Origin of the sequence: Methylobacterium platani (assembly GCF_001653715.1) — a bacterium.
Taxonomy (GTDB): Bacteria; Pseudomonadota; Alphaproteobacteria; order Rhizobiales; family Beijerinckiaceae; genus Methylobacterium; species Methylobacterium platani.
The window spans coordinates 35,502-58,686 of sequence record NZ_LWHQ01000027.1 but is presented as its reverse complement, the minus strand read 5'-3'; the positions used below and the strand labels follow the sequence as shown (position 1 = coordinate 58,686).

The 23,185-nt window shown below is 70.4% G+C and carries 22 protein-coding genes and 2 pseudogenes; 9 read left to right on the top strand and 15 right to left on the bottom strand.

Annotated features, from left to right (window positions below; all coding sequences use genetic code 11):
• Positions 1-4: 4 nt before the first annotated feature.
• A complete protein-coding gene (locus A5481_RS14975) occupies positions 5-1,339 on the bottom strand; it encodes an MFS transporter (protein WP_048432754.1) in 1,335 nt (444 codons plus the stop codon).
• 193 nt (positions 1,340-1,532) lie between these two features.
• Between A5481_RS14975 and A5481_RS14970 the strand changes: the two genes are divergently transcribed.
• From A5481_RS14970 to A5481_RS35240, 3 genes and pseudogenes are all read left to right on the top strand, one after another.
• Complete coding sequence (locus A5481_RS14970) at positions 1,533-2,234, top strand: IclR family transcriptional regulator (RefSeq protein WP_048432753.1); 702 nt, start codon at positions 1,533-1,535, stop codon at positions 2,232-2,234.
• 366 nt (positions 2,235-2,600) lie between these two features.
• Positions 2,601-3,164 (top strand): annotated as a pseudogene (locus A5481_RS35245) (IS3 family transposase); the annotation flags it as partial.
• Between the two features lie 63 nt (positions 3,165-3,227).
• Positions 3,228-3,581: pseudogene (locus A5481_RS35240) on the top strand (transposase); the annotation flags it as partial.
• 329 nt (positions 3,582-3,910) lie between these two features.
• Here A5481_RS35240 and A5481_RS32450 read toward each other — a convergent pair.
• Both A5481_RS32450 and A5481_RS14960 read right to left on the bottom strand, forming a co-directional pair.
• Positions 3,911-4,933, bottom strand: coding sequence for a protein NO VEIN domain-containing protein (locus A5481_RS32450; protein WP_156311761.1), 1,023 nt, complete (start codon positions 4,931-4,933; stop codon positions 3,911-3,913).
• Positions 4,934-5,351: 418 nt separating this feature from the next.
• On the bottom strand, positions 5,352-6,407 hold the full coding sequence (locus A5481_RS14960; protein ID WP_048432811.1) for a polysaccharide deacetylase family protein: 1,056 nt from the start codon (positions 6,405-6,407) through the stop codon (positions 5,352-5,354).
• Between the two features lie 101 nt (positions 6,408-6,508).
• On the opposite strand from A5481_RS14960, the gene A5481_RS14955 reads away from it, so the two are divergent.
• The gene (locus A5481_RS14955; RefSeq protein ID WP_082172995.1) at positions 6,509-7,693 is read left to right on the top strand and encodes a GNAT family N-acetyltransferase; all 1,185 of its coding nucleotides are present in this window, start codon (positions 6,509-6,511) and stop codon (positions 7,691-7,693) included.
• Positions 7,694-7,696: 3 nt separating this feature from the next.
• Here the strand turns inward: A5481_RS14955 and cobT are convergent, their stop codons facing one another.
• Positions 7,697-8,743, bottom strand: coding sequence for a nicotinate-nucleotide--dimethylbenzimidazole phosphoribosyltransferase (cobT, locus tag A5481_RS14950; RefSeq protein WP_048432752.1), 1,047 nt, complete (start codon positions 8,741-8,743; stop codon positions 7,697-7,699).
• A gap of 136 nt (positions 8,744-8,879) precedes the next feature.
• Here cobT and cobS point away from each other — a divergent pair, with 136 nt between their 5' ends.
• The 3 genes from cobS to A5481_RS14935 are packed head-to-tail and all read left to right on the top strand — an operon-like array spanning position 8,880 to position 10,681.
• The gene (cobS, locus tag A5481_RS14945) at positions 8,880-9,752 is read left to right on the top strand and encodes an adenosylcobinamide-GDP ribazoletransferase (RefSeq protein ID WP_048432751.1); all 873 of its coding nucleotides are present in this window, start codon (positions 8,880-8,882) and stop codon (positions 9,750-9,752) included.
• A complete protein-coding gene (locus A5481_RS14940) occupies positions 9,752-9,979 on the top strand; it encodes a DUF1289 domain-containing protein (protein ID WP_048432750.1) in 228 nt (75 codons plus the stop codon). Before cobS ends, A5481_RS14940 begins: the two co-directional genes overlap by 1 nt.
• Positions 9,980-9,982: 3 nt before the next feature.
• Positions 9,983-10,681 carry a retropepsin-like aspartic protease family protein gene (locus tag A5481_RS14935; protein WP_053082283.1) on the top strand — a complete coding sequence of 233 codons (699 nt, stop codon included), beginning with the start codon at positions 9,983-9,985 and terminating at the stop codon, positions 10,679-10,681.
• A gap of 9 nt (positions 10,682-10,690) precedes the next feature.
• On the opposite strand, the gene A5481_RS14930 is transcribed toward A5481_RS14935, so the two are convergent.
• The 4 genes from A5481_RS14930 to A5481_RS14915 all read right to left on the bottom strand — a co-directional run bounded on the left by A5481_RS14930 (position 10,691) and on the right by A5481_RS14915 (position 16,026).
• Complete coding sequence (locus tag A5481_RS14930; RefSeq protein WP_048432749.1) at positions 10,691-11,566, bottom strand: helix-turn-helix domain-containing GNAT family N-acetyltransferase; 876 nt, start codon at positions 11,564-11,566, stop codon at positions 10,691-10,693.
• 139 nt (positions 11,567-11,705) lie between these two features.
• On the bottom strand, positions 11,706-12,509 hold the full coding sequence (locus tag A5481_RS14925; RefSeq protein WP_048432748.1) for a Bax inhibitor-1/YccA family protein: 804 nt from the start codon (positions 12,507-12,509) through the stop codon (positions 11,706-11,708).
• A 234-nt stretch (positions 12,510-12,743) separates the two neighbouring features.
• The gene (locus A5481_RS14920; protein WP_048432747.1) at positions 12,744-15,326 is read right to left on the bottom strand and encodes an ABC transporter permease; all 2,583 of its coding nucleotides are present in this window, start codon (positions 15,324-15,326) and stop codon (positions 12,744-12,746) included.
• Positions 15,327-15,330: 4 nt separating this feature from the next.
• Positions 15,331-16,026, bottom strand: a complete 696-nt coding sequence (locus A5481_RS14915; protein WP_048432746.1) for an ABC transporter ATP-binding protein — start codon at positions 16,024-16,026, stop codon at positions 15,331-15,333.
• Between the two features lie 173 nt (positions 16,027-16,199).
• Here A5481_RS14915 and A5481_RS14910 point away from each other — a divergent pair, with 173 nt between their 5' ends.
• On the top strand, positions 16,200-16,820 hold the full coding sequence (locus A5481_RS14910; RefSeq protein ID WP_048432808.1) for an arylesterase: 621 nt from the start codon (positions 16,200-16,202) through the stop codon (positions 16,818-16,820).
• 3 nt (positions 16,821-16,823) lie between these two features.
• A complete protein-coding gene (gene thpR / locus A5481_RS14905) occupies positions 16,824-17,375 on the top strand; it encodes an RNA 2',3'-cyclic phosphodiesterase (RefSeq protein ID WP_048432745.1) in 552 nt (183 codons plus the stop codon).
• Positions 17,376-17,562: 187 nt separating this feature from the next.
• Here the strand turns inward: thpR and A5481_RS14900 are convergent, their stop codons facing one another.
• From A5481_RS14900 to hisH, 7 genes are all read right to left on the bottom strand, one after another.
• Entirely contained in the window at positions 17,563-18,810 is a 1,248-nt protein-coding gene (locus tag A5481_RS14900; RefSeq protein ID WP_048432744.1) for an ABC transporter substrate-binding protein, read from the bottom strand.
• A 62-nt stretch (positions 18,811-18,872) separates the two neighbouring features.
• Positions 18,873-19,895: a type I pantothenate kinase gene (gene coaA / locus A5481_RS14895; RefSeq protein ID WP_048432743.1), complete on the bottom strand. Its 1,023-nt coding sequence runs from the start codon at positions 19,893-19,895 to the stop codon at positions 18,873-18,875.
• Positions 19,892-20,215: a phosphoribosyl-ATP diphosphatase gene (locus tag A5481_RS14890; RefSeq protein ID WP_048432742.1), complete on the bottom strand. Its 324-nt coding sequence runs from the start codon at positions 20,213-20,215 to the stop codon at positions 19,892-19,894. The genes coaA and A5481_RS14890 overlap by 4 nt, the downstream gene beginning before the upstream one ends.
• Positions 20,216-20,311: 96 nt before the next feature.
• Positions 20,312-21,094 carry an imidazole glycerol phosphate synthase subunit HisF gene (gene hisF, locus A5481_RS14885; protein ID WP_048432741.1) on the bottom strand — a complete coding sequence of 261 codons (783 nt, stop codon included), beginning with the start codon at positions 21,092-21,094 and terminating at the stop codon, positions 20,312-20,314.
• 11 nt (positions 21,095-21,105) lie between these two features.
• Positions 21,106-21,600, bottom strand: a complete 495-nt coding sequence (locus A5481_RS14880) for a DUF29 domain-containing protein (RefSeq protein ID WP_048432740.1) — start codon at positions 21,598-21,600, stop codon at positions 21,106-21,108.
• Positions 21,601-21,684: 84 nt separating this feature from the next.
• Positions 21,685-22,431, bottom strand: coding sequence for a 1-(5-phosphoribosyl)-5-[(5-phosphoribosylamino)methylideneamino]imidazole-4-carboxamide isomerase (gene hisA, locus A5481_RS14875; RefSeq protein WP_048432739.1), 747 nt, complete (start codon positions 22,429-22,431; stop codon positions 21,685-21,687).
• A gap of 45 nt (positions 22,432-22,476) precedes the next feature.
• Complete coding sequence (gene hisH / locus A5481_RS14870) at positions 22,477-23,136, bottom strand: imidazole glycerol phosphate synthase subunit HisH (protein WP_048432738.1); 660 nt, start codon at positions 23,134-23,136, stop codon at positions 22,477-22,479.
• Positions 23,137-23,185: the final 49 nt, after the last annotated feature.

Here is a 23,185-nt window from a genome sequence, read left to right as displayed (position 1 = left end):
GACGTCAGGCCGCGACCGCGACGGGGGTGTCCGCCCGGCGGACCTGGCGGCCGAAGGCAAGCATCAGCAGCGCCCCGACCAGCAGGCAGGCGCCGACCGCTAAGAGCGGCGCGGTGAACCCGCCCGAGAGGTCGCGCACGAGACCGATCATGTACGGCCCGGCAAAGCCCCCGAGATTGCCGATCGAGACGATCATGGCGATCCCGCCGGCGGCCGCCCGCCCGGTGAGGAAGCTCGACGGCACCGCCCAGAAGGTGGCGACGAAGGAGTTGATGCCCATCACCGCCACGCAGAGCGCCGCGATGGTGAGGACCGGCGTCGGCGTGACGGCGCTCGCCACCAGGGCCGCCGCGCCGACGAAGAGCGAGATCGCCGGGTAGATCGTCCGGTCGCTGCCGTGATCCGACATCCGGCCCCACACCACCATGGCGACCGCGCCGCAGATGTAGGGGATCGCCGTCACCACCCCGACGAGCGACGTGGCGAGGCCCAATTGCTTGATGATCTGCGGCAGCCACAGGCCGATGCCGAGGGATCCGACGATGGCGCAGAAATTGACGCAGGCCAGCATCAGGACGCGCCAGTTCCGGAGCGCCTGGGCCAGCGTCATCTTGTGCTTCTGCTCGATTACCGCCTTCTCGGCCGCGAGCTTGGCGACGAGAGCGTCGCGCTCGGGCGCCGACAGCCAGGCCGCCTTCTCGGGCCGGTCGGTCAGGACGAACAGGCAGGCGATGCCGAGAGCCACCGCCGGCACCGCCTCGAGGATCAGCAGCCACTGCCAGCCCTTGAGGCCGAACCCTTCGAGCTGGATCAGCGCGCCGGAGATCGGCGAGCCGACGATGTTGGCGACCGGGATCCCGAGCAGGAACAGGGCGGTCGCCCGCGCCCGCACCGCGGAGGGAAACCACAGGCTCAGGTACAGGAACACGCCGGGGACGAAGCCGGCCTCGCCGAGGCCGAGCAGGAAGCGCGCGATGCCGAACTGCACCGGGCCGGTGACGAAGGCGGTCGCCGCCGAGACCAGGCCCCAGGTGATCATGATCCGGGCGATCCAGATCCGCGCCCCGACGCGCATCATGATCAGGTTGCTGGGGATCTCGGCGATGAAATAGCCGAAGAAGAACAGGCCGGCGCCGACGCCGAAGGCGGTCGCCGTGAGGCCGATATCCTTGTTCATCGTCAGCGCGGCGAAGCCGACATTCACGCGGTCGAGGTAGCTGACCACGTAGCAGACGAACAGGAACGGCAGGATGCGCCACATCATCTTGCGATGCAGCGCCTGCTCGTCGACCGAGGCCGATGGTGTGAATGCCGGCTGCGCCGGTCCCGCCCGTGTCATGACGCTTGCTCCCAGCCGTTTTTTGCAACGGTGTTTCATTTTGAGTATCGGCGTCGCCGGCGCGGGTCAAGCGTGCCGGATGCTGCACGAATGCCGCAGGGGGTGAGCGACCGAGCGGGTGGTTTGGCGGCGGCGCGCGGCGCCGCTAAGGGAAGCGACCGCGAAGCCCGCAAGACCCGTGAGCGTGAAACGAATGCCGAAAGAGGCCCGACCGAGACCCAAGCTCGAAGGCGTCGCCTCGGCCGAGCGGGTGCTGACCGTCCTGACCGCGTTTCAGCGCGGCGACGACGCGCTCGAACTGACGGAGCTCGCCCGGCGCACGGAACTCGTGAAGAGCACCATCATGCGGCTGTGCATCTCGCTCGAGAAGTTCGGCCTGATCGAGCGGCTGGACGACGGGCGCTACCGCCTCGGCGTCGAGGCGGCGCGGATCGGCTCGGTCTACCAGCAATCCTTCGCACTGGAAGAACGGGTGGTCCCGGTGCTGGAGCGCCTGGCCGCCGAGTCGATGGAGACGGCCTCGTTCTACATTCGCCGCGGCAACCAGCGGCTGTGCCTGTTCCGGGCTGATTCGCCCTACCCGCTGCGGATGAACGTGCGTCCGGGCGACATGCGGCCGATGGACCAGTCGGCCATCGCCCAGGTGCTGGCAACCTTCGGCGATCGGGTGGATCCGGCAGCGACGCCCGAGCTGCCGCTCTACACCTCGGGGATCACCGATCCCCACGTCGCCTCCATGGCGATGCCGATCTTCGGTGCCGGGCGCCGGCTGATCGGAGCCCTCGCGCTGTCCGGCCCGTCCTCGCGCCTCGGCATCGAGCGGGCCGGTCTCCTGGCGCCGAGGCTCCGGGACGCCGCCGAGCGCCTGTCGGCCGAACTGGGAGCGCAGATGTGAAGCGAGGCACGGCCGACCGCAAGCGTCGCCGCGGCGAAGGTCCGGATCGTGCCGTCTTCCGGACGCGAGCGACGAGGAGGCCGAGAAGCCGCGTCGGGTCGGACGCGGCGGTTCACGACATCGATGCGCCCGGGTGATCCGGCCGGGTCGGCCGCATCAGGCCGGCCAATCGGCGGCACGCCCTGCTGTTTGCAACGCCCGCGATCACCCGAGATGGCAATCGTCGTCGTGGGGACGCGGACGCATGCTCCCAGGGACGCTACAGCCTCGGCGAAGACGAGATCAAGATCGGCTGCTCGGGCGAGACACTGAGGAACTGGGTGCGTCAGTCTGAGCGTGACCAGGGTGTGCGCCCTGGCCAGCCAACGTCGGCGACCAAGCCCTGGCTGCATGACCCAAGACAAAAAGCCTCCGAGGAACCCGGAGCGGTTCAATCGTAGCTTTGCCGCCGATGAATCCGACCGGCTGTGGGCCGCGGACATCACCTATATCCCGATGCGTGCAGGGTTCCTCTACCTGGCTATCGTTCTCGACGCATTCAGCCGCCGTATCGTCGGCTGGTCGATGGCGGATCACCTGCGAACTGAATTGGTTCTGGACGCAATTGAGTTGGCTGTCGGCCAGAGAAAACCGCAAAACGTGATCCATCACTCGGATCAGGGCTCGCAATATACATCGTTGGCCTTCGGCAGCCGCTGCCGCGAAGCCGGTGTGCGGCCCTCGATGGGCTCGGTCGGTGATGCCTACGACAACGCCATGGCCGAGAGCTTCTTCTCGACCCTGGAATGCGAATTGCTCGCCCGCCGGCGCTTCCACTCCCGGCCAGAGGCCCGCATGGCCCTCTTCAGCTACCTCGAAGGCTTCTACAACCCCGTGCGGCGACACTCCGCCCTGGGCTACCGCTCACCCCTCGTCTACGAACAGGAGCACAGCCCAAAACCCGCAACCAAGATCCTGCTCAGCCAAGCCCCACAGCCGTCCACAGCAACGGGGCAATCCCAGGCCAACCGTCTCACCCGCATCACCCAGGGTGCCGACAAAGGTGACGACGCCGCGGATTTCGTGAACGAACTGCGCGCCATGGCGGTGACGCCGCACGTCGCCTGCAACACGGCGGGACGCCGCTCCGCGATCGACGGCCGCACGACACGCCAGCCCGGCTATGCGATCAGCCAGACCATCCGCAAGCGGATCGAGGAAAGCTTCGGCTGGAGCAAGGAGATCGGCCTGATCGGCCGCTTCCGGGTCCGAGGGCGTGAGCGGATCGACATGGCCTTCACCGTCACAGCCGCAGCCTTCAACCTCGCGCGGCTGCCAAAACTCCTCGGAACGGGAGCGACAGCCTGACACAAAAACACCAGCGCCTCTTGCGACACTCGGCTGAACCCTGCTTCAGCGCATCGGGCAAGCCCGGCGCTACGAGCCACCGCGACGCCAGCGCAAGGCGAAGCCCGCCAAACCAAACAGCGCCGAACTACGCACCAGACCGGAACGACTCTTTTTCAGCAGCCTGCTAGAACTTTGATTTTGCCGCATTGTCTTCGACGAACAGGTATCCACTTCGTCGGAGGATACCCTAAGGTCAATAATCTGGCGGCTTGAACTTGAGAAAGGCTGCCGAGGGTGGGAGGCAGACCCCTTCCTCCCACCCTGAGGCGGATCTTCTGGCATGGATTTCAAGTGGTTGTTTCGTAGCGTGCCGAGAGCCTTGCTGCGACGATCTGCTTGATCTCAAGCTGCCGACCATCAGCTGTTGCCCATACGAGATCGCTGCCCTTGCTGGCCTCCGCATTGTGCCTGAAAACGTGGCTGCGGGCATCGGACGTCAGAGCCTCTGTGACCACGTAGATGATATACTGTGCCCGGTGTTCAGTGCTCCTCATTTTTGCAAATTCGTTTGGTGTTAGCTCGACCACAAGGTCCCGTCCGCTCAACCCCTTCACCTCGACCTTCAGTACCGCACCGGTGGGAGCCGTAACGTTCAAATCCCATCCGATGCCATCCTTCTCGACGGAGCGGACGGCCTGTGAGCCTCCTGCTTTTGATCGATAGTAGGCGGTGGCATGTCGAATCGCAGCAAGCTCAATCCGCTGCCGCAACTCTGGGTCAGTTTGGTGCTTGGCCCCCTTGGTTCCGGCCTTCGGTTCCTCCGCGAACACACCATCCGCAGCGACATATGCAGCTACCAATGCGCGGAACTCGTCTTTTCCGCCATACCACACTGGGCTCTGTCCCAAATTGCCCTCTTTCTTCGAAGTCGGAATTTTAAACAAACGCTGGTCGATGGGCAGTAGAACTGCTTCGTCCGCTGGAGCCTCGATCTGATAGCTAACATCGAATCCCTTACTGCGTTTTAATTTTATATGATTGTTATTTTTAAATATAGCAGCACTCTTGTACCATCCGACGACATATGTCTTCTTGTCGCTGGGATTTCGAGCAATCCAGATGACTGTGACCGGAGTTACGGACTCGTCGGATGACGAACCGCCCAGGTTCTTAAGGTTGATACGAGCGGAACGAGGGACGTAGCCATAGACTTCGCCATCAAAAGGAGCCAAGTTAAGAACCTCAAGCCCTATGTTGCCGTCATTGAGATAGCCGCGGCCACTACTGGCATGTCGCTTGCCGATGGACCAGCGTAATCTTTCATTCATCCAATATTGATGAATACCATGTGATCCGCCTTCATGATACACTCCGAAGGTTACCGTATCAAAACAATCGGGATACTATTATCTGATGCAATGAATGGAAATTGTATATTTGGCAGTTTTAACACTTTTGTGTGTCACTGACCGAGCGCACACTAACTGCCTGCGTAACAGGATTTTCAACCAGTTAGAGCGTTTTTGACAAATTTAATACGAGTTATTCGGATAAATTTGGAAAAAAATCAACGACCTATATAAGCGTCCAATTCAAGTGTGATCGCGATTTGCTCTAATTGATCAATTAAATGCTTCGACCATTCAGACATGATAATCAAAAAACAAAAATTTGTCTGTAAATCCTTATTTATAACGCTTCTGAAAATCCGATATTTTGATATTATGTAATGAACTGCAAGCAGCGCGCTCTCTTGATTGGATCTTAACCCCAAGGGGTCACCCTCCCTTACTCGACATTGAACCGCCGGAATCGGTTCCAGGCCAGGAACGGCACGCCCGACAGGAGCGCGTCGAGAGCCGCGTCGGTCTGGAAGCAGCCGTTGACCGAGACCCGCGGCAGGGCGTGCAGGTGGTCGGCGTGTCCCGGGAACAGGTGGCCGGGCCGCGTCGTCACGCCGGTGCGGTAGCCGGCCTCGCGGGCGAGGGCGAAATCCCGCTTGCCCGCCGAGCCCGGATCGCCGACCGGGTAGGACAGGTGCTCCGGCACGCAGCCGAGGAGCGCGGCGAGCCGCGCCCGGCCCTCGACGATCTCGCGCCGGGCCGTGGCGGCGTCGTGCTTGGCGAGCATCGGGTGGGTCAGGGTGTGGGCGGCGAGCGTCACCGCCTCGTCCCGGGCGAGGTCGCGCAGCTCTGGGCCCGACAGGCACAGCTCGGCGGCGATTCCCCCCGCATCGATCCCGGCCTCGGCGCAGAGCCGCAGGATCGCCGCGCGCAAGACCTCTTCCGGCCCGGCCCGAAGGGCACGGTAGGCCTGCGCGAAGGCCGCGGATTTCCGCGCCGCGCCGCGGGCGGGAAGGTCGAGCCCGACCTCCGGCAGCCGCACCCGGTCGAGGGCGCCGATCGCCCGCTCGAGCTCGATCCACCACAGCCGGCCGGTGCCGGTGGCGAAGTCGTGGGTGACGTAGAGCGTCCAGGGCGCACCGTGGCGGCGCAGCACCGGGACGGCGTGTTCCAGGTTGTCGCGGTAGCCGTCGTCGAAGGTCAGCACCGCGAAGGGCGGTCCGCCCGCGCCGAGCCGCCGCGGCAGCTCGGAGAGCGGCACGACGGAGAAGCCCCGCGCCCGGAGCGCCGCGAGCGTGCGGTCGAGGAAGGCCGGGGTGATCGACAGCAGCCGGTTCGGCGCGTAGGCGCCCGGCGGGGGGGCGTCCGGCCGGACGTGGTGGAAGGTCAGGATCACCCCGCACCCGCGGGCGAGCGGCGCGAGCCAGCGATCGGCCCCCGTGGCCGCGATGGCGGCGAAGCCGGCATGGAACAGGCGGTGGCGGGCGTCGGTCGCGAGCATGACCGGAGGATCGCCGCGATCGGCCAAAGCTTCGTTACGCCGTTTGCGGATTCTGCACGCTTGGCCGCTATCCCGGCACGGGAATGGGCGGGAGCGGGGCGATGAGCGGGACGATGCGACTCGCGGCGGACGGCGCGATGGCCGAGGCAGGCCCGGCCGACGCCCTGGTGCCCGAAATCTTCCCGAGCCTCGCGGCCGCGGAAAGCGTCTGGCGCGCCCTCGAATCCGCGCCCGGCGTGGTGATGACGCCCTACCAGCGCTTCGACTGGGTGGCGGCCTGCGCCGCCGCCCTGCCGCTGGGCGCCCGCCCCTGCCCGGTGCTCCTGCGCGACGCCGCCGGGCGCCCCCTGGCGCTCCTGCCCCTGGCGGTCGGGCGCGAGGCCGGCATCCGGGTCGCCCGGGTGATCGGCGGCCGGCACGCGAACTACCACATGCCGGTCTTCGCCGGCCCGGAGGCCGCCGCCCTCCCGGGCGAGGCCTATCGCCTGGGCTTGCGGCGCGCGGGCATGCGGGCCGGGATCGACGTGATCCACCTGCCGGACCAGCCGCGGGTCTGGAACGGGGTGGGCAACCCGCTGGCGCAAGCCGGTACCGCCTCGCCGAGCGACGCCTACGGGCTGGCGCTCGAGGCCGACCCGGAGGCGGTGCTCAAGCGCGTGCTGAGCGGCGACGCCCGGCGCAAGCTGCGCCAGAAGGAGAAGTGGCTGGTCGCGGCGCACGGCCCGGTCGCGCACCGCGTCGCGGCGGACGAGGCCGGGGGCGAGGCGATCCTGGCGGCCTACCTCGCCCAGAAGGCGGTGCGCTTCGCGCAAGGGGGCATCGCCGATCCCTTCGCCGATCCGGCGGCGCGCGGCTTCCTCCGCGCGGCAGCCCGGGCCGGCGCCCTCGAGCTGCACTGCCTGTCCACCGAGGGCGGGCGCATCCTCGCGACCTTCGTCGGCGCCGTCGACGCGCGCCGCTTCAGCGGCATGCTGACCTCGTTCGATCCCGATCCGGCGCTCGCCCGCTTCAGCCCCGGCGACCTGCTGCTGCAGGCGCTGATCCGCGACCAGGCCCGGCGCGGCCGCACCGCCCTCGATCTCGGGGTCGGCGAGGCGCGCTACAAGGCGAGCGTCTGCGACGAGACCATCGCCCTCGTCGACGCGGTGCTGCCGGTGACCCTGCGCGGCCGGGCCTTCGGCGCCGCCTCCGCGGCGGGCGCGCGCCTGAAGCGGCGGATCAAGCGCGATCCGCGGCTCTGGGCCCTGGTCGGGCGGGTGCGCAAGGCGCTGGCGCGCCCGGCCTGACCGTCACGCCACCGGCCCCGACACCCCCGCCTGGTCGAAGGTCGCCATCTCGCGGTGGCAGGCCACCGCCGCCTTGACGACGCCGAGCGCGAGCGCCGCGCCGCTGCCCTCGCCGAGGCGAAGCCCGAGGTCGAGGAGCGGGCGCAGGCCGAGACGCTCCAGCACCGCGGCGTGGTCGCCCTCGGCCGAGACGTGGCCGGCGAGGCAATGGTCGAGGGCGCGGGGATCGAGGGCGTGGAGGAGCGCCGCCGCGGCGGTCGAGACGTAGCCGTCGATCACCACCGGCACCCGCTGCAGCCGCGCCGCCAGGATCGCGCCGGCCATCGCGGCGATCTCGCGGCCCCCCAAGCGGGCCATCACCGCCAGCGGATCGTCGAGATGGCCCTGGTGGCGCGCGAGTGCCGCCTCCACCGCCGCGACCTTGCGGGCATGGCCGGCCTCGTCGATGCCGGTGCCGCGGCCGACCCACCGCGCCGGCTCGCCGCCGTAGAGGGCGGCGTAGATCGCCGCCGCCACCGTGGTGTTGCCGATGCCCATCTCGCCGACCGCGAGCCCGTCGGTGCCCGCCGCCACCGCCTCCATGCCGAACGCCATGGTGGCGACGCAGGCCTTCTGGGTCATCGCCGGCTCGGTCGTGATGTCGCCGGTCGGCATGTCGAGGGCGAGATCGAACACCTTGAAGCCGAGGCCGTAGGCGGCGCAGATCTGGTTGATCGCCGCGCCGCCGGCGGCGAAGTTGTCGAGCATCTGGCGATTGACCGCCGAGGGGTAGGCCGAGACGCCCCGCGCCGCGACGCCGTGGCTGCCGGCGAAGACGCAGACCAGCGGCCGGTCGAGGCTCGGCGGCGCCTTGCCCTGCCAGGCCGCCATCCAGGCGGCGAGGAATTCGAGCCGCCCGAGGCTGCCGGGGGGCTTGGTCAGGAGCGAATCCCGGGCCGAGACCTCGGCGGCGGCGGCCTCGTCCGGCCCCGGCATGGTGGCGATCAGGCGGCGGATGTCGTCGAACGGGGCGGCGTCGGTCGGGATCCCGGGGGTCGGTGTATCGGCCATGGCGAGCGTGTCCTGCGGGGGCAACCCTGGAGGCGGGGCTATCGTGAGGCGTGCAGATACAGCAAAATGCCGTGTCGGGGCGAATCCGCGCGCGCGGGTCGCAACGGGGGTCGACGGCGTCGGGATGGGTTGCGTGATGGCGACGGACAGGAGCGCCGAACCCGGCCGGGCGGAGGATCGGGCCGACGATGCGTTCGAGCCGCCCCCGCCCTCCTCCGGCCCCTGGCCGCCGCTCGCCGACCTCGCCGCCTGCCTGCGCTTCTACAGCCGCCTGCCGGTGCCGGCGCTGCCGGGCGAGACCGACCGGCACGCCGCGCCCGACTTCCGCATCGTGCCGCGGATGCTGCCGCTCGCCGGCTTGGTGATCGGCCTGCCGGGCGCCGTCGCGCTCGCCGCCGCCCTCGCCCTCGGGCTCGGGCCCTTCCTCGCCGCCACCCTGGCGCTCGCCTTTGCCACCCTGGTCACCGGGGCGCTGCACGAGGACGGCCTCGCCGACGTCGCCGACGGGTTCGGGGGCGGCCTGACGCCGGCCCGGCGCCTCGAGATCATGCGCGACAGCCGCATCGGCGCCTACGGGGCCGCCGCCCTGGTCCTGTCCTACGCTCTGCGCATCGGCGCGCTGGCGACGCTCGCCGACCGGATCGGCTGGCGCGTCGCCCTGGCGCTCCTCGCCGCCGCGGCGCTCTCGCGCACCGCGGCGCTGTGGCCGCTCTGCCGCCTGCCTCCCGCGCGCCCGGACGGCGCCGCCCACGCGGTCGGGCGGCCGACGGGGGCAACCCACGCCACCGCCTGGGCGCTCTGCCTCGCCGTGCTGGCGATCGCCGTCCTCCTCGGCCTGCCCTGGCTGGGCCTGACGCTGGCCGCGCTCACGGCGTTCGTCGCCGCCTGGACGCTGACCCGGATGGCCGCCCGCCTCGTCGGCGGCCAGACCGGCGACGTGATCGGGGCGAGCCAGCAGATGGCCGAGATCGCCGCCCTCCTCGCCCTCGTGATCGCGATTCCCGCCTGATGCCCGCCTCGTCGCCGACCCCCTCCTCGCCCTGCATCCGTCTCTGCGTCCTCGATCCGGTCTCCGGCCTGTGCGAAGGCTGCGGCCGCACCGGCAGCGAGATCGCCGCCTGGGGCGGACTGCCCGAGGCCGAGCGGCTGCGGATCATGGCGGGCCTGCCGGCACGCCTCGCCGCCCTCGAAGCCGGGGCCCTGCCGGAGCCCGGCCCGGCTCCCGCGGTCGCCTGACCGGTGCCGGGCGCCGTCGGCATCGGGCTCCTGCTCCTCGCCTGCGCCTCCGCGCTGGGACAGCTCGGCGCGCGCGAGGTCGCGGGCCTGCGGCCCGAGGAGGCGGCAGGCCTCGCCGGCGCCGGCGCCGCCCTCCTGCTGGTGCTGAACGGCGTCGGCCACCGCTTCCGCGCCGGCTTCGGCGAGGGGCTGTTCGCGCTCGCGGTCTGGGGCGCGGTCGGGGCCGGGGGCGCCGTCCTCTACACCTACCGCGACCAGGCGCGGGACATGGCGTTCCGGGCGCTGGCCGAGATGAATCCGGGCCAGCCGGTGCCCGGCCGCGGCGAGGAGGTGGTGATCGCCCGGCGCATCGACGGTGGCTTCACCGTGCAGGCCAAGGTCAACGGCCGCGGGCAGTCCTTCGCCTTCGATACCGGCGCCTCCGCGGTGGTGCTCACCGCCGAGACCGCCGCGGCGCTGGGCATCCATCCGGGGCCGGCCGCCTACCGGGTCCAGGTGCAGACCGCCAACGGCCGCACCGCCGCGGCGCCGGTGGTGCTCGATACCGTCGCGGTCGGTCCGATCACCGAGACCCGCGTCGCCGCCCTGGTCACCCGCCCGGGGGCGCTGAGCGTCAACCTGCTCGGGATGAGTTTCCTGGAGCGGCTGGCCTCCTACGAGGTCAGGGGCAGCCGGCTGATCCTGCGCGGGGCGCGGGGGTGAGACGCGCCTTCACATCCGCTTCTCGAAGAAGAAATCCGGATAGGGGTCGTCGTTGAAGCGCTCGATCTCGATCCAGCCGGTGCGGCGGTAGAGCTGCAGGGCCTCGGTGAGGGCGCTGTTCGAATCGAGGCGCAGGGTCGTGATCCCGAGGTCGCGCGCGGCGGCCTCCGCCGCCTCCATCAGCCGGCGGGCGAGGCCGAGGCCGCGGGCGGAGGGGCAGACCCAGAGCCGCTTGATCTCGGCGACCTCGCCGCCCTTGCCCTTGAGGCCGACGCAGCCGACCGGCAGCCCGTCCGACACGGCGACCAGGAAGGCACCGCGCGGCCGCATCATGTCGGCGGCCTCCGGATCGCGGGAGAGCGCGACGTCGAAGCCGGTCGAGAGCCGCCGCCCGAGCTCGGCGTAGTACTCCGTCAGGCAGTGCACGGCCGCGTCGGAGCGCGGATCGGCCTCCTCGATGGCGATTCCCTCGCGGCCGAACGCGGTCGCGACGAGGTCCATCGCGCGCAGGAGATCGTCGCCGCGGGGAAAGCGCGCCATCAGGTCCGCGGCCTGCCCGTTCGACAGGGCCTCGTAGGCGGAGAACTCCTTCCGGCCGGCCTCGGTCAGGGCGGCGACGCGGCGGCGGGCATCGGAGGGATGGGGCAGCGTGACGACCAGCCCCTCCTCCTCCAGGCCGCGCAGGAGCCGGCTCGTCAGCCCGGAATCGAGCCCGAGATAGTCGCGCAAGGTGGCGACGTCGCCCCGCCCGTGCCCGATGGCGTTGAGCACCCGCGCCGCCCCGAGGGGCCGGCCGCGGCCGAGGAACGAGGTGTCGAGGGCCCCGACCGCGGCGGTCACGGCCCGGTTGAAGCGGCGGATGCGGCTGATGGCGTCGATCGGCATATGTCTGACTTAAGTCAGCAATGTGTCGCCGTCAACCCGCATCACGCGCCGCCCTCAGCCTCGCAAAAGAAAAGCCCCGGCCTTGCGGGCCGGGGCTTCGGGTCGCGGAGGCCGGGGCTGCGCAGCGCCCCGATCCGGCTCAGTTGTTCCGGTTGCCCATCAGCGAGAGCAGGAACTGGAACATGTTGATGAAGTCCAGGTACAGCGTCAGGGCGCCGATCACCGACACCTTGGCGGCGGTCTCGCCGTCGAAGTTGCCGTAGACGTACATCTCCTTGAGCTTCTGCGTGTCGTACGCGGTCAGGCCGGCGAAGATCAGCACGCCGATGACCGAGATCGCGAATTGCAGGGCGCTCGAGGCCAGGAAGATGTTCACCAGGCTGGCGATGACGAGGCCGATCAGGCCCATCACCAGGAACGAGCCGATGCCCGACAGGCTCCGGGTCGTCGTGTAGCCGTAGAGGCTCAAGCCGCCGAAGGCCGCCGCCGTGATGAAGAACACCTGGACCACGCTCGCGCCGGTGTAGCGGATGAGCAGCGTCGAGAGCGACGCACCCATCACCGCCGCGAAGGCGAAGAAGGTGGTGCGGGCCGACGCGGCCGACATCCGGTCCATCCGGAACGAGAACAGGAAGATGAAGGCGAGCGGCGCGAGCGCGATCACCCACATCAGCGGCGAGCCGTAGAGCGCTTTACCGATCGGGGTAAGCGGGATCGAGCCGATCCGCGCCACCGCGTCGGCCTGCGAGGTCGCCACCGCGAGCTTGTTGATGCCGATCGCCACCAGCCCGGAGATGCCGAGGCCGATGACCATGTTGTTGTAGACGCCGAGCATGAACGCGCGCAGGCCCTGGTCGACCTGCACCTGGCTCTGGGCGTAGCCCGTGGGCCCCCCGTAGCCGCTCGCGTTCCCCTGCCGGAACGGGCTGTTCTCGAATGCCATGGGAGATTCCTTCGGAAGCTCTCTAGCGTGGATGTTCCTGGTGCGAGGTTCTCACGCGACCCTCGGACGCTTGCGCGTCGGATCGGCATCCGGTCCCTCGCGGGGCCAGTCGCCTTGACCGGAATATGTGGGGTGCGGCGAGCGCGCACAAGGGCGTTGGCGGATCCGACGTCGATCGGAATCCGGCCGAACCCAAGGTCAATCCGCCGCAGGCGGTGCGAAGGATTAACACTCCTACAGATTTCGTAGGTACTGCGCCGGCTTCTGGCTGAGGATGCGCCAGGTCCCGGCGAGCCCGAGCACGATCGCCACCACCACCGCCAGGACCGCCGCGAGCACCGCCCCCGAGAGGTCGAGGGCGAAGTCGAGACGCATGACCTTCGTGAGGATCACCCAGCCGGCCAGGGTCCCGGCGGCGAGGCCGAACAGGGCCGTGGCGAGGCCGAGCGCGCCGTACTCCATCGTGTAGGCGCAGAGCAGCCGCGCCCGCGTGGCGCCGAGCGTCTTGAGCACCACGGCGTCGTAGAGCCGGGCGCGGTGGCCGGCGGCGAGCGCGCCGGCCAGCACGAACAGGCTCGTCGCCACCGCCACCGCGCTGGCGCCGCGGATCGCGAAGACGAGCTTGGCCACGAGGTCGTTGACCGCGTCGAGGGCGTCCTTCACCCGCACGCTGCTCACCGAGGGGAATTCCTTGGCCGCATCGCGCAGGATGCGGGCCTCGAGGGCGGGATCCGGCCCCTCCGGCAGGGTCAGGGTGGCGAGGTCGCTGTGCGGCGCGCCCCGGAAAGTGCCGGGGGAGAACACCATCACGAAGTTGATGCCGAGGTTGCGCCACTCGACGTGGCGCAGGTTGGCGATTCGGACGGTGAGGCTGCGCCCGAGCACGTTGACGGTGACGGTGTCGCCGACCTTGAGGTTCAGGCTGCGGGCGAGCTGGTCGTCGAAGGAGACGAGCGGCTTGCCCGCCTCCTCGCCCTTCCACCACCGGCCGGACGTGATCGTCGAGCCGTCCGGCAGGTCCTCGGCGTAGGTGATGCCGCGGTCGCCGTCGAGCACCCAGGCGGCGTCCTCGCCGGCCTTGATCCTACCCGCCGGCACGCCGTTGAGCGCGGTGATCCGCCCGCGCATCATCGGCACCCGCTCGATCTTGGCCCGCGGCGCGGCGCGGCCGAGGAACTGGTCGAAGGCCTCCGAATCGCGGCTCGGGATGTCGAGGAAGAACAGGCTCGGCGCGCGTGCCGGCAGCGAGCGGGTCAGCGTCCGGGTGATGTTGGCGTCGATCAGGCTCAAGGTGACGAGCAGCGTGATGCCGAGGCCGAGCGACAGCACGATCGAGGGCGTCAGCGCCCCCGGGCGGTGGAGGTTGGCGAGCGCCAGCCGCGGGGCGGCCCGGGCCGGGCGCGGCAGCCGGCGGGCGAGCGCCATCAGCCCGGCGGCGACGAGGCGCAGGAGCCCGAAGGCGAGGCCCGCCGCCGCGATGAAGATCAGCGCCACGGCCCGGTCGTAGGCGGTGGCGAGCGCCAGCCCGACGAGGCCGGCGAGAGCGAAGCCGAGAATCGCGAGGTAGCGCGGCCGCGGCCAGCGCCGGTCGGGATCGACGGTGTCGCGAAACAGCCCCGAGACCGCGACGTCGTGGGCGCGGCCGAGCGGCCCGATCGCGAAGGCGAGGGCCGTCAGCGCGCCGTAGAGCGCCGCGACCGCGAGTTCGCCGGGCGCGAGCGTCGGATCGAGCGGCAGCGGCAGCAGGGCGCCGAAGGCGGCATCCAGCGCGAAGGGGATGACGGCGCCGACGACGAGGCCGGCCGCGATGCCGATCCCGGCGATCAGCATGACCTGCGTCAGGTAGATCCCGACCACCTGGCGGCCCGGTGCGCCGAGGCTCTTCAGGGTCGCGATCGAGGCGCGCTTGCGCTCGACGAAGGCCCGCACCGCGTTGGCGACGCCGACGCCGCCGACGAGGAGCGCGGTCAGGCCGACCAGGGTGAGGAACTGGGTGAAGCGCTCGATGCTGCGGGCGAAGCGCGGATCGGCGTTGAGCCGCGAGCGGATCTCCCAGCCGGCCTCCGGCAGGGCCGCCTTCGCCGCGCTCACGGTCGTCTCGACCGCGGCGTCGTCGCCCTCCGGCAGGGTCACCCGGTAGACGAACTTGTTGAGGCTGCCGGGCTGGACGAGGCCCGAGGCCTTGAGCGCGTCGAGCGACACCATCAGGCGGGGCCCGAAGCCGATGCCGCCGGCGATCTTGTCCGGCTCAGCGGCCAGCACCGTGCGCAGCACGATTTCGGCGCCGCCGACGGTGAGCCGGTCGCCGAGCTTGAGGTCGAGGCGGGCGAGCAGCGCCGGGTCGGCGGCGGCGCCGTAGACGCCGTCGCGGGCGGCGAAGATCCCGGCGGGGGGCATCGCCGGCTCGGTCGCCAGCGCGCCGACCACCGGGTAATCGGGCCCGACCGCCTTCAGCTCGACGAGAGCGGCGCCCTTGTCCCCGGCCGAGGCCATGGCGCGGGTGAAGCCCACCACCGAGACGCGGCCGCGCGAATCCAGGAAGGCCCGCTCCTGCGGGCTCGCCTCGCGGTGGATCAGCCCGAAGGTGACGTCGCCGCCGAGGATCCGCCGTCCCTCGCGGGCGAGCCCGTCGGAGAGCGAGCGCGACAGCGAGGCGACGCCCGCGATGGTGGCGACCCCGATGGCGATGCAGGCGAGCAGCACCGTGAAGCCGCGCAGGCCCCCGCGCAGTTCGCGCAGGGCCAGGCGCAGGGTCAGCGGCAGGCAGGAGGGACGGCCCGGACCGGAGGCGGCGAGGTCGGGAAGGCTGCCATGCATGGGGTTACGCGCTCACCGCCGCGTCGATCAGCCCGGAGCGCAGACGCACCGTGCGGTCGCACAGGCGGGCGAGCCCGGGATCGTGGGTGACGAGGACCAGGGTGGCGCCGCGGTCGCGCTTGAGCGCGAAGAGCAGCTCGACGATCTGCGCGCCGGTCGCCTCGTCGAGGTTGCCGGTCGGCTCGTCGGCGACGAGGATCGCGGGCTCGGGCACCACCGCCCGGGCGATGGCCACGCGCTGCTGCTCGCCGCCCGACAGCTGGGCCGGGTAATGGTGCAGGCGGTGGCCGAGGCCGACCGCTTCCAGCTCCCGCGCCGCCCGCGCATGGGCATCCGGCGCATCCGCCAGTTCGAGCGGGAGCGCGACGTTCTCGAGCGCCGTCATCGTCGGCACGAGGTGGAAGGACTGGAACACGATGCCGATGCGCCGACCGCGGAAGCGCGCCAGGGCGTCCTCGTCGAGGCCGGCCAGATCCGTGCCCTCGATCACCACCCGGCCCGAATCCGGCCGCTCCAGCCCGGCCATGGTCATCAGCAGGGTCGACTTGCCCGAGCCCGAGGGACCGACGAGGCCGACCGCCTCGCCGGGCGCGACGGCGAGCGAGATGCCCTTCAGGATGTGGACCCGGGCGGCGCCGCGGCCGAGGCTGAGATCGACGCCGTCGAGCGCGATCGCCGGTCCGGTGGCCTTGTCGGTCATGCAGGGAAAGCCGATCTGTAGCGCGGCGACCGCGAAGGGCCGCCGCCGGAGGTGACGTGTTGGGACGGACCTACGCAGGACAGGCGGCCCGCCGGCCCGATATGGGCCGCGCATCGATGGTTCGCCATGATGGCCGCCGCGCGGCGCTCGCATTTCTGATCGTTTCGCTGCTGATGACGCTCGTGACGCCGCTCCACGCCCAGGGCTCGAAGGAGCCCGGGAAGGATCGCCCCCTCAACCTCGTCGCCCTCGGCGACAGCCTGACGGCGGGCTACGGCCTGCCGGCGGCGGCCGCCTTCCCGCTGCAGCTCGAAGCCGCCCTCAAGGCGCGCGGCCATGCCGTGACGGTCGCCAATGCGGGCGTCTCCGGCGACACCGCGACGGGCGGGCTCGACCGGGTCGACTGGTCGGTGCCGGACGGGACCGACGGGGTGATCCTGGAGCTCGGCGCCAACGACATGCTGCGCGGCACCGACCCGGCGGTGACCGAGAAGGCGCTCGACGCGATCGTCGCCAGGCTGAAGGCCCGCGGCATCCCGGTCCTGCTCGCCGGGATGCGGGCGGCACCGAATCTCGGCACCGATTACGGCAAGCGCTTCGACGCGATCTATCCGCGGCTGGCCGAGCGCTACGGCCTGATCCTCTACCCGTTCTTCCTCGACGGCGTCGCGGGCGACCGCAGCCTGACGCTGCCCGACGGCCTGCACCCGACGAAGGACGGGGTCGCGACGATCGTCGCCGGCATCCTGCCCCGCGTCGAGGAGTTCCTGACGCGCCTGCGCAAGGGTCCGTGAGCCATGCCGCGCCTGTTCACCGGGATCGAGCTCCCGCCCGGGACCGGGCTCGGCCTGAGCGCCTTCCGGGGCGGCCTGCCCGGCGCCCGCTGGGTCGAGCCCGCCGATTACCACGTGACCCTGCGCTTCATCGGCGACGTCGACGGCGGCCTCGCCGAGGAGATCACCGAGGCGCTCGCGGGGATCCGGCCCCGCCCTCCCCTGACGCTGACCCTCGACGCGCTCGAGGTGTTCGGCGGCGACAAGCCGCACGCACTCTACGCCCGCGTGGTGCCGGATCCCGACCTCGCCGAACTCCAGGCCGAGCACGAGCGCATCCTGCGCCAGCTCGGCGTCGCCCCCGACACGCGCCGCTTCACCCCCCACGTCACGCTGGCGCGGCTCAAGCGCGGCGCCGGCCCGGACGGGGTGGCGCAGTACCTCGCGGTGCAGCCGGTTTTTTCGCGCGTGTCGTTCACCGCCGAGCGCGTGGCCCTCTACTCGGCGCGGGAATCGGTCGGCGGCGGGCCCTACGTGGTCGAGGCGGCGTATCCGCTGAGCGAGGACGAGGCATGAGGATCGCCCCGCCGGGGGGCTACCCGGCGGGACGCATCCTGCCCGAACGGAGGCGGCCTCCCCCAAATGGGTGATAGCGGATGCGGCCGATCGGCTTAGTCTTGGCGGACTGGCTCGAGACGAGGCCTGCGCCCACGCCGTTCACCTCCACCATCGAACTTGGCGTGGGCGTTTCCTTGTCCGCCCGTCAGCCGGCCTTGCCCGGTTCAGGCTTGCCCGGCTCAGGCTTGGCGAGATACGGGCAGTTCCCCGCCTCGATCGGCCGGAACGCCCGGTCGCCGGGAATGGTCGAGACGAGCTTCAGCAGGTCCCACTCGCCCTTCGATTCGGCCGGCGCCTTCACCTGCATCAGGTACATGTCGTGGACCATGCGGCCGTCCTCGCGCACCCGGCCGTTCTTGGCGTAGAAGTCGTTGACCGGGGTCTCGCGCATCTTGGCGATCACCGCCTTCGCCGCATCGGTCCCGGCGGCCTGCACCGCCTTCAGGTAGTTCGAGACGCTCGAATAGACGCCGGCCTGGAACTGGGTCGGCATCCGGCCGTGGCGCTTGAGGAAGCGCTGGGCGAAGGCGCGGGTCTCGTCGTCGCGGTCCCAGTAGAAGCTGGTGGTGAGCAGCATGCCCTGGGCGGTCTCGAGGCCGATCGCCCGCAGGTCGACCACGTCGATCAGGAGGCCGACGAGCTTCTGGCCCTGCTGCTGGATGCCGAACTCGCCCGCCTGCTTGGCCGCCGTCGCGGTGTCGCCGACGGGATCGGCAAGCGCGATCACCTTGGCGCCCGAGGCCTGCGCCTGGAGGAGCGCCGAGGAGAAGTCCGCCATGCCCATCGGGTGGCGCACAGAGCCGATCACCGTGCCGCCGGCGCGGGTCACCGCCTGGCCGGTGTCGCGCTCGAGCGCGTGGCCGAAGGCGTAATCGGCGGTGACGAAGTACCAGGAACTCGCGCCCTGCTGGACGAGCGGGCCGGCGGTGCCGTTGGCGAGCGAGTAGGTGTCGTAGGTCCAGTGGATCGCGTTCGGCGAGCAGGCCGGGCCGGACAGGTCGGAGGAGCCGGCCGAGGAGTTCAGGAACAGGCGATCGCGCTCGCGGGTGAGGTTCTGGACCGCGAGCGCCACCGACGAGGTCGGCACGTCGGCCACCACGTCGACCTGCTGCAATTCGAGCCACTGGCGGACGATGTTCGAGCCGACATCCGGCTTGTTCTGGTGGTCGGCGGAGACGACCTCGATGCGCTTGCCCAGCACCGTGCCGCCGAAATCCTCCGCCGCCATCCGGGCCGCCGTCACCGAGCCGGGGCCGGTACTGTCGGCCTGGGCGGCGCTCATGTCCGACAGGACGCCGATCTTGACCACGTCGTCGGACACTTGCGCCTGTGCCGCGCCCGCGCACAGGGTCGCGGCCAGCGCCAGGCCGGCGCGCCGAAGGGCTCGTCTCATGGTGGTTCCTCCCGGTTTTTCCGCATGCTGGCCGCGGACGGGAGGACAGTCAAACGGCGCAGCTACAACCTCCGCAGCGCCACGCTCTCGATGCGGTGGCTCGCGCCCTTGGCGAGGATCAGGCTGGCGCGCTGGCGCGTCGGGACGATGTTGTCGCGCAGGTTCAGCAGGTTGATGCGGTTCCACAGCCCGTCGGCGATGGTCAGCGCCTCCTCCTCGCTGATCTCCGCGTATTTGCGGAAGTACGAGAGCGGGTCGCGGAAGGCGGTGTGGCGCAGGCGCAGGAAGCGGTTGACGTACCAGCGGTGCAGGTCGTCCTCGTGCGCGTCGAGGTAGACCGAGAAGTCGAAGAAGTCCGAGACGAAGGGAATCGCCGTGCCGTCCCGCGGCAGGCGTGCCGGCTGGAGCACGTTCAGCCCCTCGACGATCAGGATGTCGGGCCGGTCGACCACCGTGGTCTCCCCCGGCACCACGTCGTAGACGAGGTGGGAATAGAGCGGCGCCGCGACGTGGCGCTTGCCGGCCTTGATGTCGGCGAGGAAGCGCAGCAGCGTCGGGGTGTCGTAGCTCTCGGGAAAGCCCTTGCGCTCCATGAGGCCGAGGCGGTTCAGCTCGGCATTGGGGAACAGGAACCCGTCGGTGGTGACGAGGTCGACCTTCGGGGTGTTGGGCCAGCGGGCGAGCAGGGCCTTCAGCACCCGGGCGGTGGTCGACTTGCCGACCGCGACCGAGCCGGCGACCCCGATGATGTAGGGCACCTTCACCTCGCGCTCGGCGAGGAGGAAGCGCTGGGTCGCCTTGAACAGCCCCTGCGTCGCCGCGACGTAGAGCGAGAGCAGCCGCGACAGCGGCAGGTAGATCGCGATGACCTCCTCGAGCGAGATCGGGTCGTTGAGCGATTGCAGCCGCATCACGTCCTCGGCCGTGAGGGTGAGCGGCGTGTCGGCGCGCAGGTGCGCCCATTCCTCGCGGGAGAAGACCCGGTAGGGCGAGAGGTGGTCGGTCGCCTCGTCGAGGCTCGCCGCCAGCTCCGCCGCGCCGAGGGTCGGAGCCGGGCCGGTTCCGGTCAGGCCGCCATCATTCATGCCGGCCTCCTCGCCGCCTTCTCGGCGATGCCGCTCTGGGCCGTGCGCCGCTCCAGCTCCGCCATCACCGCGTCGAGCGGCACCTCGGCGGTCCTGAGCACCACGAGCAGGTGGTAGAGCACGTCCGCGGCCTCCGCCGTCAGCCCATCGCGGTCGCCCTGCACCGCCGCGATGGCGGCCTCGACCGCCTCCTCGCCGAGCTTCTTGGCCGGCCGCGCCGGTCCGCCCGCGACGAGCTTCGCCGTGTAGGATTCCTCCGGCGAGGCGGCGGCGCGCTCGCGGACGATGCGGTCGAGGTCGGCGAGGGTGAAGGAGGTCATGCGGCGGCCGTTGTTGTCCGGGGGAACCCTGGGGCCGGGGGTGCCGAGCGGTCAAGCGGCAACCCGCAGCATGTCCCGCGGTGATTGCCGAGGAAGTCAGGGTGTCGGGTCGAGCCGCATCGCCAGCCCCGCCGCCGCCATGTGGGCCTTGGCTTCCGCCACGGTGTGCTGGCCGAAATGGAAGATCGAGGCGGCGAGCACCGCGCTCGCGCCCCCGTCGCGCACGCCCGCTACGAGGTCGTCGAGGCCCCCGACGCCGCCCGAGGCGATCACCGGCACGGTCACCGCGTCGGTGATCGCCCGGGTCAGGCCGAGATCGTAGCCGGAACGCATCCCGTCCCGGTCCATCGAGGTGACCAGCAATTCCCCGGCGCCCTTCCCGGCCACGAGGCGGGCGAAGTCGATCGCGTCGATGCCGGTGGGCTTGCGGCCGCCATGGGTGAAGATCTCCCAGCGGCCGGGCTCGCCGGCTCCTGAGACGCGCTTGGCGTCGATCGCCACGACGATGCACTGCGCGCCGAATTTCTCCGCCGCCCGCGCCACCAGGTCCGGGTCGTTCACTGCCGCTGTGTTGATCGAGACCTTGTCGGCCCCGGCGAGCAGGAGGGTGCGGATGTCCTCGACCTTGCGCACCCCACCGCCGACGGTGAGCGGCATGAAGCAGGCCTCCGCGGTGCGGCTGACCGCGTCGAGCAGGATGCCGCGGTCCTCGTGGCTCGCCGTGATGTCGAGGAAGCAGAGCTCGTCGGCGCCTGCGCGGTCGTAGGCCTTGGCGGCCTCGACCGGATCGCCGGCGTCGCGCAATTCGAGGAACTGCACGCCCTTGACGACGCGGCCGTCCTTGACGTCGAGGCAGGGGATGATGCGGGTCTTGAGCACGGGACGCCGTTTCAGGGTTTGGGGTCGATGGGGAAGTCGCGCGTCAGCATCTCGTCGCGCGTGTAGGGACATTCCTCCGGGAACGTCCGCAGCGGCAGGCCGGTCTCCCGCGAAGCGTCGAGGCGGGCACCGCGATAGGCGCGGGCCATCGCTTCGTCCAGGCGGCGCTTCAAGCCAGGGCTGTCGGCGAGAACATCGGCTGCCTGATCGCGCTGATCGCGAATCGAGAGAGCCCAGCTTCGGGAGCGCCGCTCGGGCTGATGATCGAATTTCAGCATGTGCAGCAGCACGACCCGCCAGGCACTGACGAGACTGCTCAGCTCCGAGCGGCCCAAGCTCTCGATCTCCTCGGCCAGGTTGTCACGGTCGAGGGCCGAGAGGTGGCCGGCGCGCAAAGCCGCGGCCTGCTCTATCGTCCAGCCGTAGAAATCGTCGTCATACGCTTTCGCGGGCTGCCGCGTCGGCTGTACCGGAGCAGGTTTGGGTTTGCGGGTCGCGGCGGTCACGCTCGTCTCACACCTTCGGATAAGCCGTCCCGATCCTAGCACGGGACGGCCCCGTCCGCCTCACGCCGTCGGCCGCCTCGTGCCCTACGCGCCCAGTGCAGCCTTCGCCCGCGCGATGGCGGCCAGCGCCTCCTTCGGGTCGATCCGGCCGTCGTAGAGCGCCCGCCCCGTGATCGCGCCGGCAAGGCCCGCGCAATCCGGCTCCAGGATCCGATGCACGTCCTCGATCGAGGCCAGCCCCCCGGAGGCGATGACCGGGATCTTCACGGCTTGCGCCAGCGCCAGCGTCATCGGGATGTTGAGGCCCTTGAGGATGCCGTCGCGGGCGATGTCGGTGTAGATGATCGCGGCGACGCCGGCATCCTCGAAGCGGCGGCCGAGCTCTTCCGCCGTCACCGTCGAGGTCTTGGCCCAGCCCTCGACCGCGACACGCCCGTCCTTGGCGTCGATGCCGACGGCGATCCTGCCGGGGAAGCGGCGGGCGGCCTCGCGCACGAAGGTCGGGTCCTTGACGGCGGCGGTGCCGATGATGACCCGGCTGACGCCCTTGGCGAGCCAGCCCTCGACGGTGCGCATCTCGCGGATGCCGCCGCCGAGCTGCACCGGGATCTCGACCGCGGCGAGGATCGCGTCGACCGCCGCGGCGTTCATCGGCGCGCCCGCGAAGGCGCCGTCGAGATCGACCACGTGGAGCCAGGGGAAGCCCTGCTCCTGGAACGTCGCGGCCTGCGCCGCCGGATCGTCGCTGAAGACGATGGCCTGGGCCATGTCGCCCTGCACGAGGCGGACGCAGCGCCCTTCCTTGAGATCGATGGCCGGAAACAGGATCACGCGTCGTCACCGCAAGGCTTGAGGAGATGGAGGAGGCGGCGGCCCTCAGGGCCGCCAGCGCAGGAAGTTGCCGATCAGCCTGAGGCCGAGGGTCTGGCTCTTCTCGGGGTGGAACTGGGTGCCGGCGACGGTACCGCGGGCTACCATGGCGGTGACCGGACCGCCGTAATCGGCGGTGGCCACCACGTCGCCGGTCTCCGCCGGAACCAGGGCGTAGCTGTGCACGAAATAGGCGTGCAGGCCTTCCGGCCCGGTCGGGATGCCGTCCAGCAGCGGGTGCGACCGGCGCTCCTGCAGCGTGTTCCAGCCCATATGCGGCACCTTCAGGCCCGGATCGGACGGCGTGATCGGCGCGACGTCGCCCGGAATCCAGCCGAGGCCCGGCGTGACCTCGTATTCGAGGCCGCGGCTCGCCAGCAGCTGCATGCCGACGCAGATGCCGAGGAACGGCCGGCCGCGGCCGTGGGCCGCTTCGGTCATCGCCTCGACCATGCCGGAGACGGCATCCAACCCGCGCCGGCAATCGGCGTAGGCGCCGACGCCGGGCAGCACGACGCGGTCGGCGGCGGCCACGGTCCCGGGGTCGGAGGTGACGACGATGCGGGCGTCGAGGCCGGCCTCGCGGGCGGCGCGCTCGAAGGCCTTGGCGGCCGAGTGCAGGTTGCCCGAGCCGTAATCGATGATGGCGACTGTGTCCGCGCTCAACGGAAGTCCTCCCGGGTCGCGGTGATCGGGGTCAACGGAACGGATGACG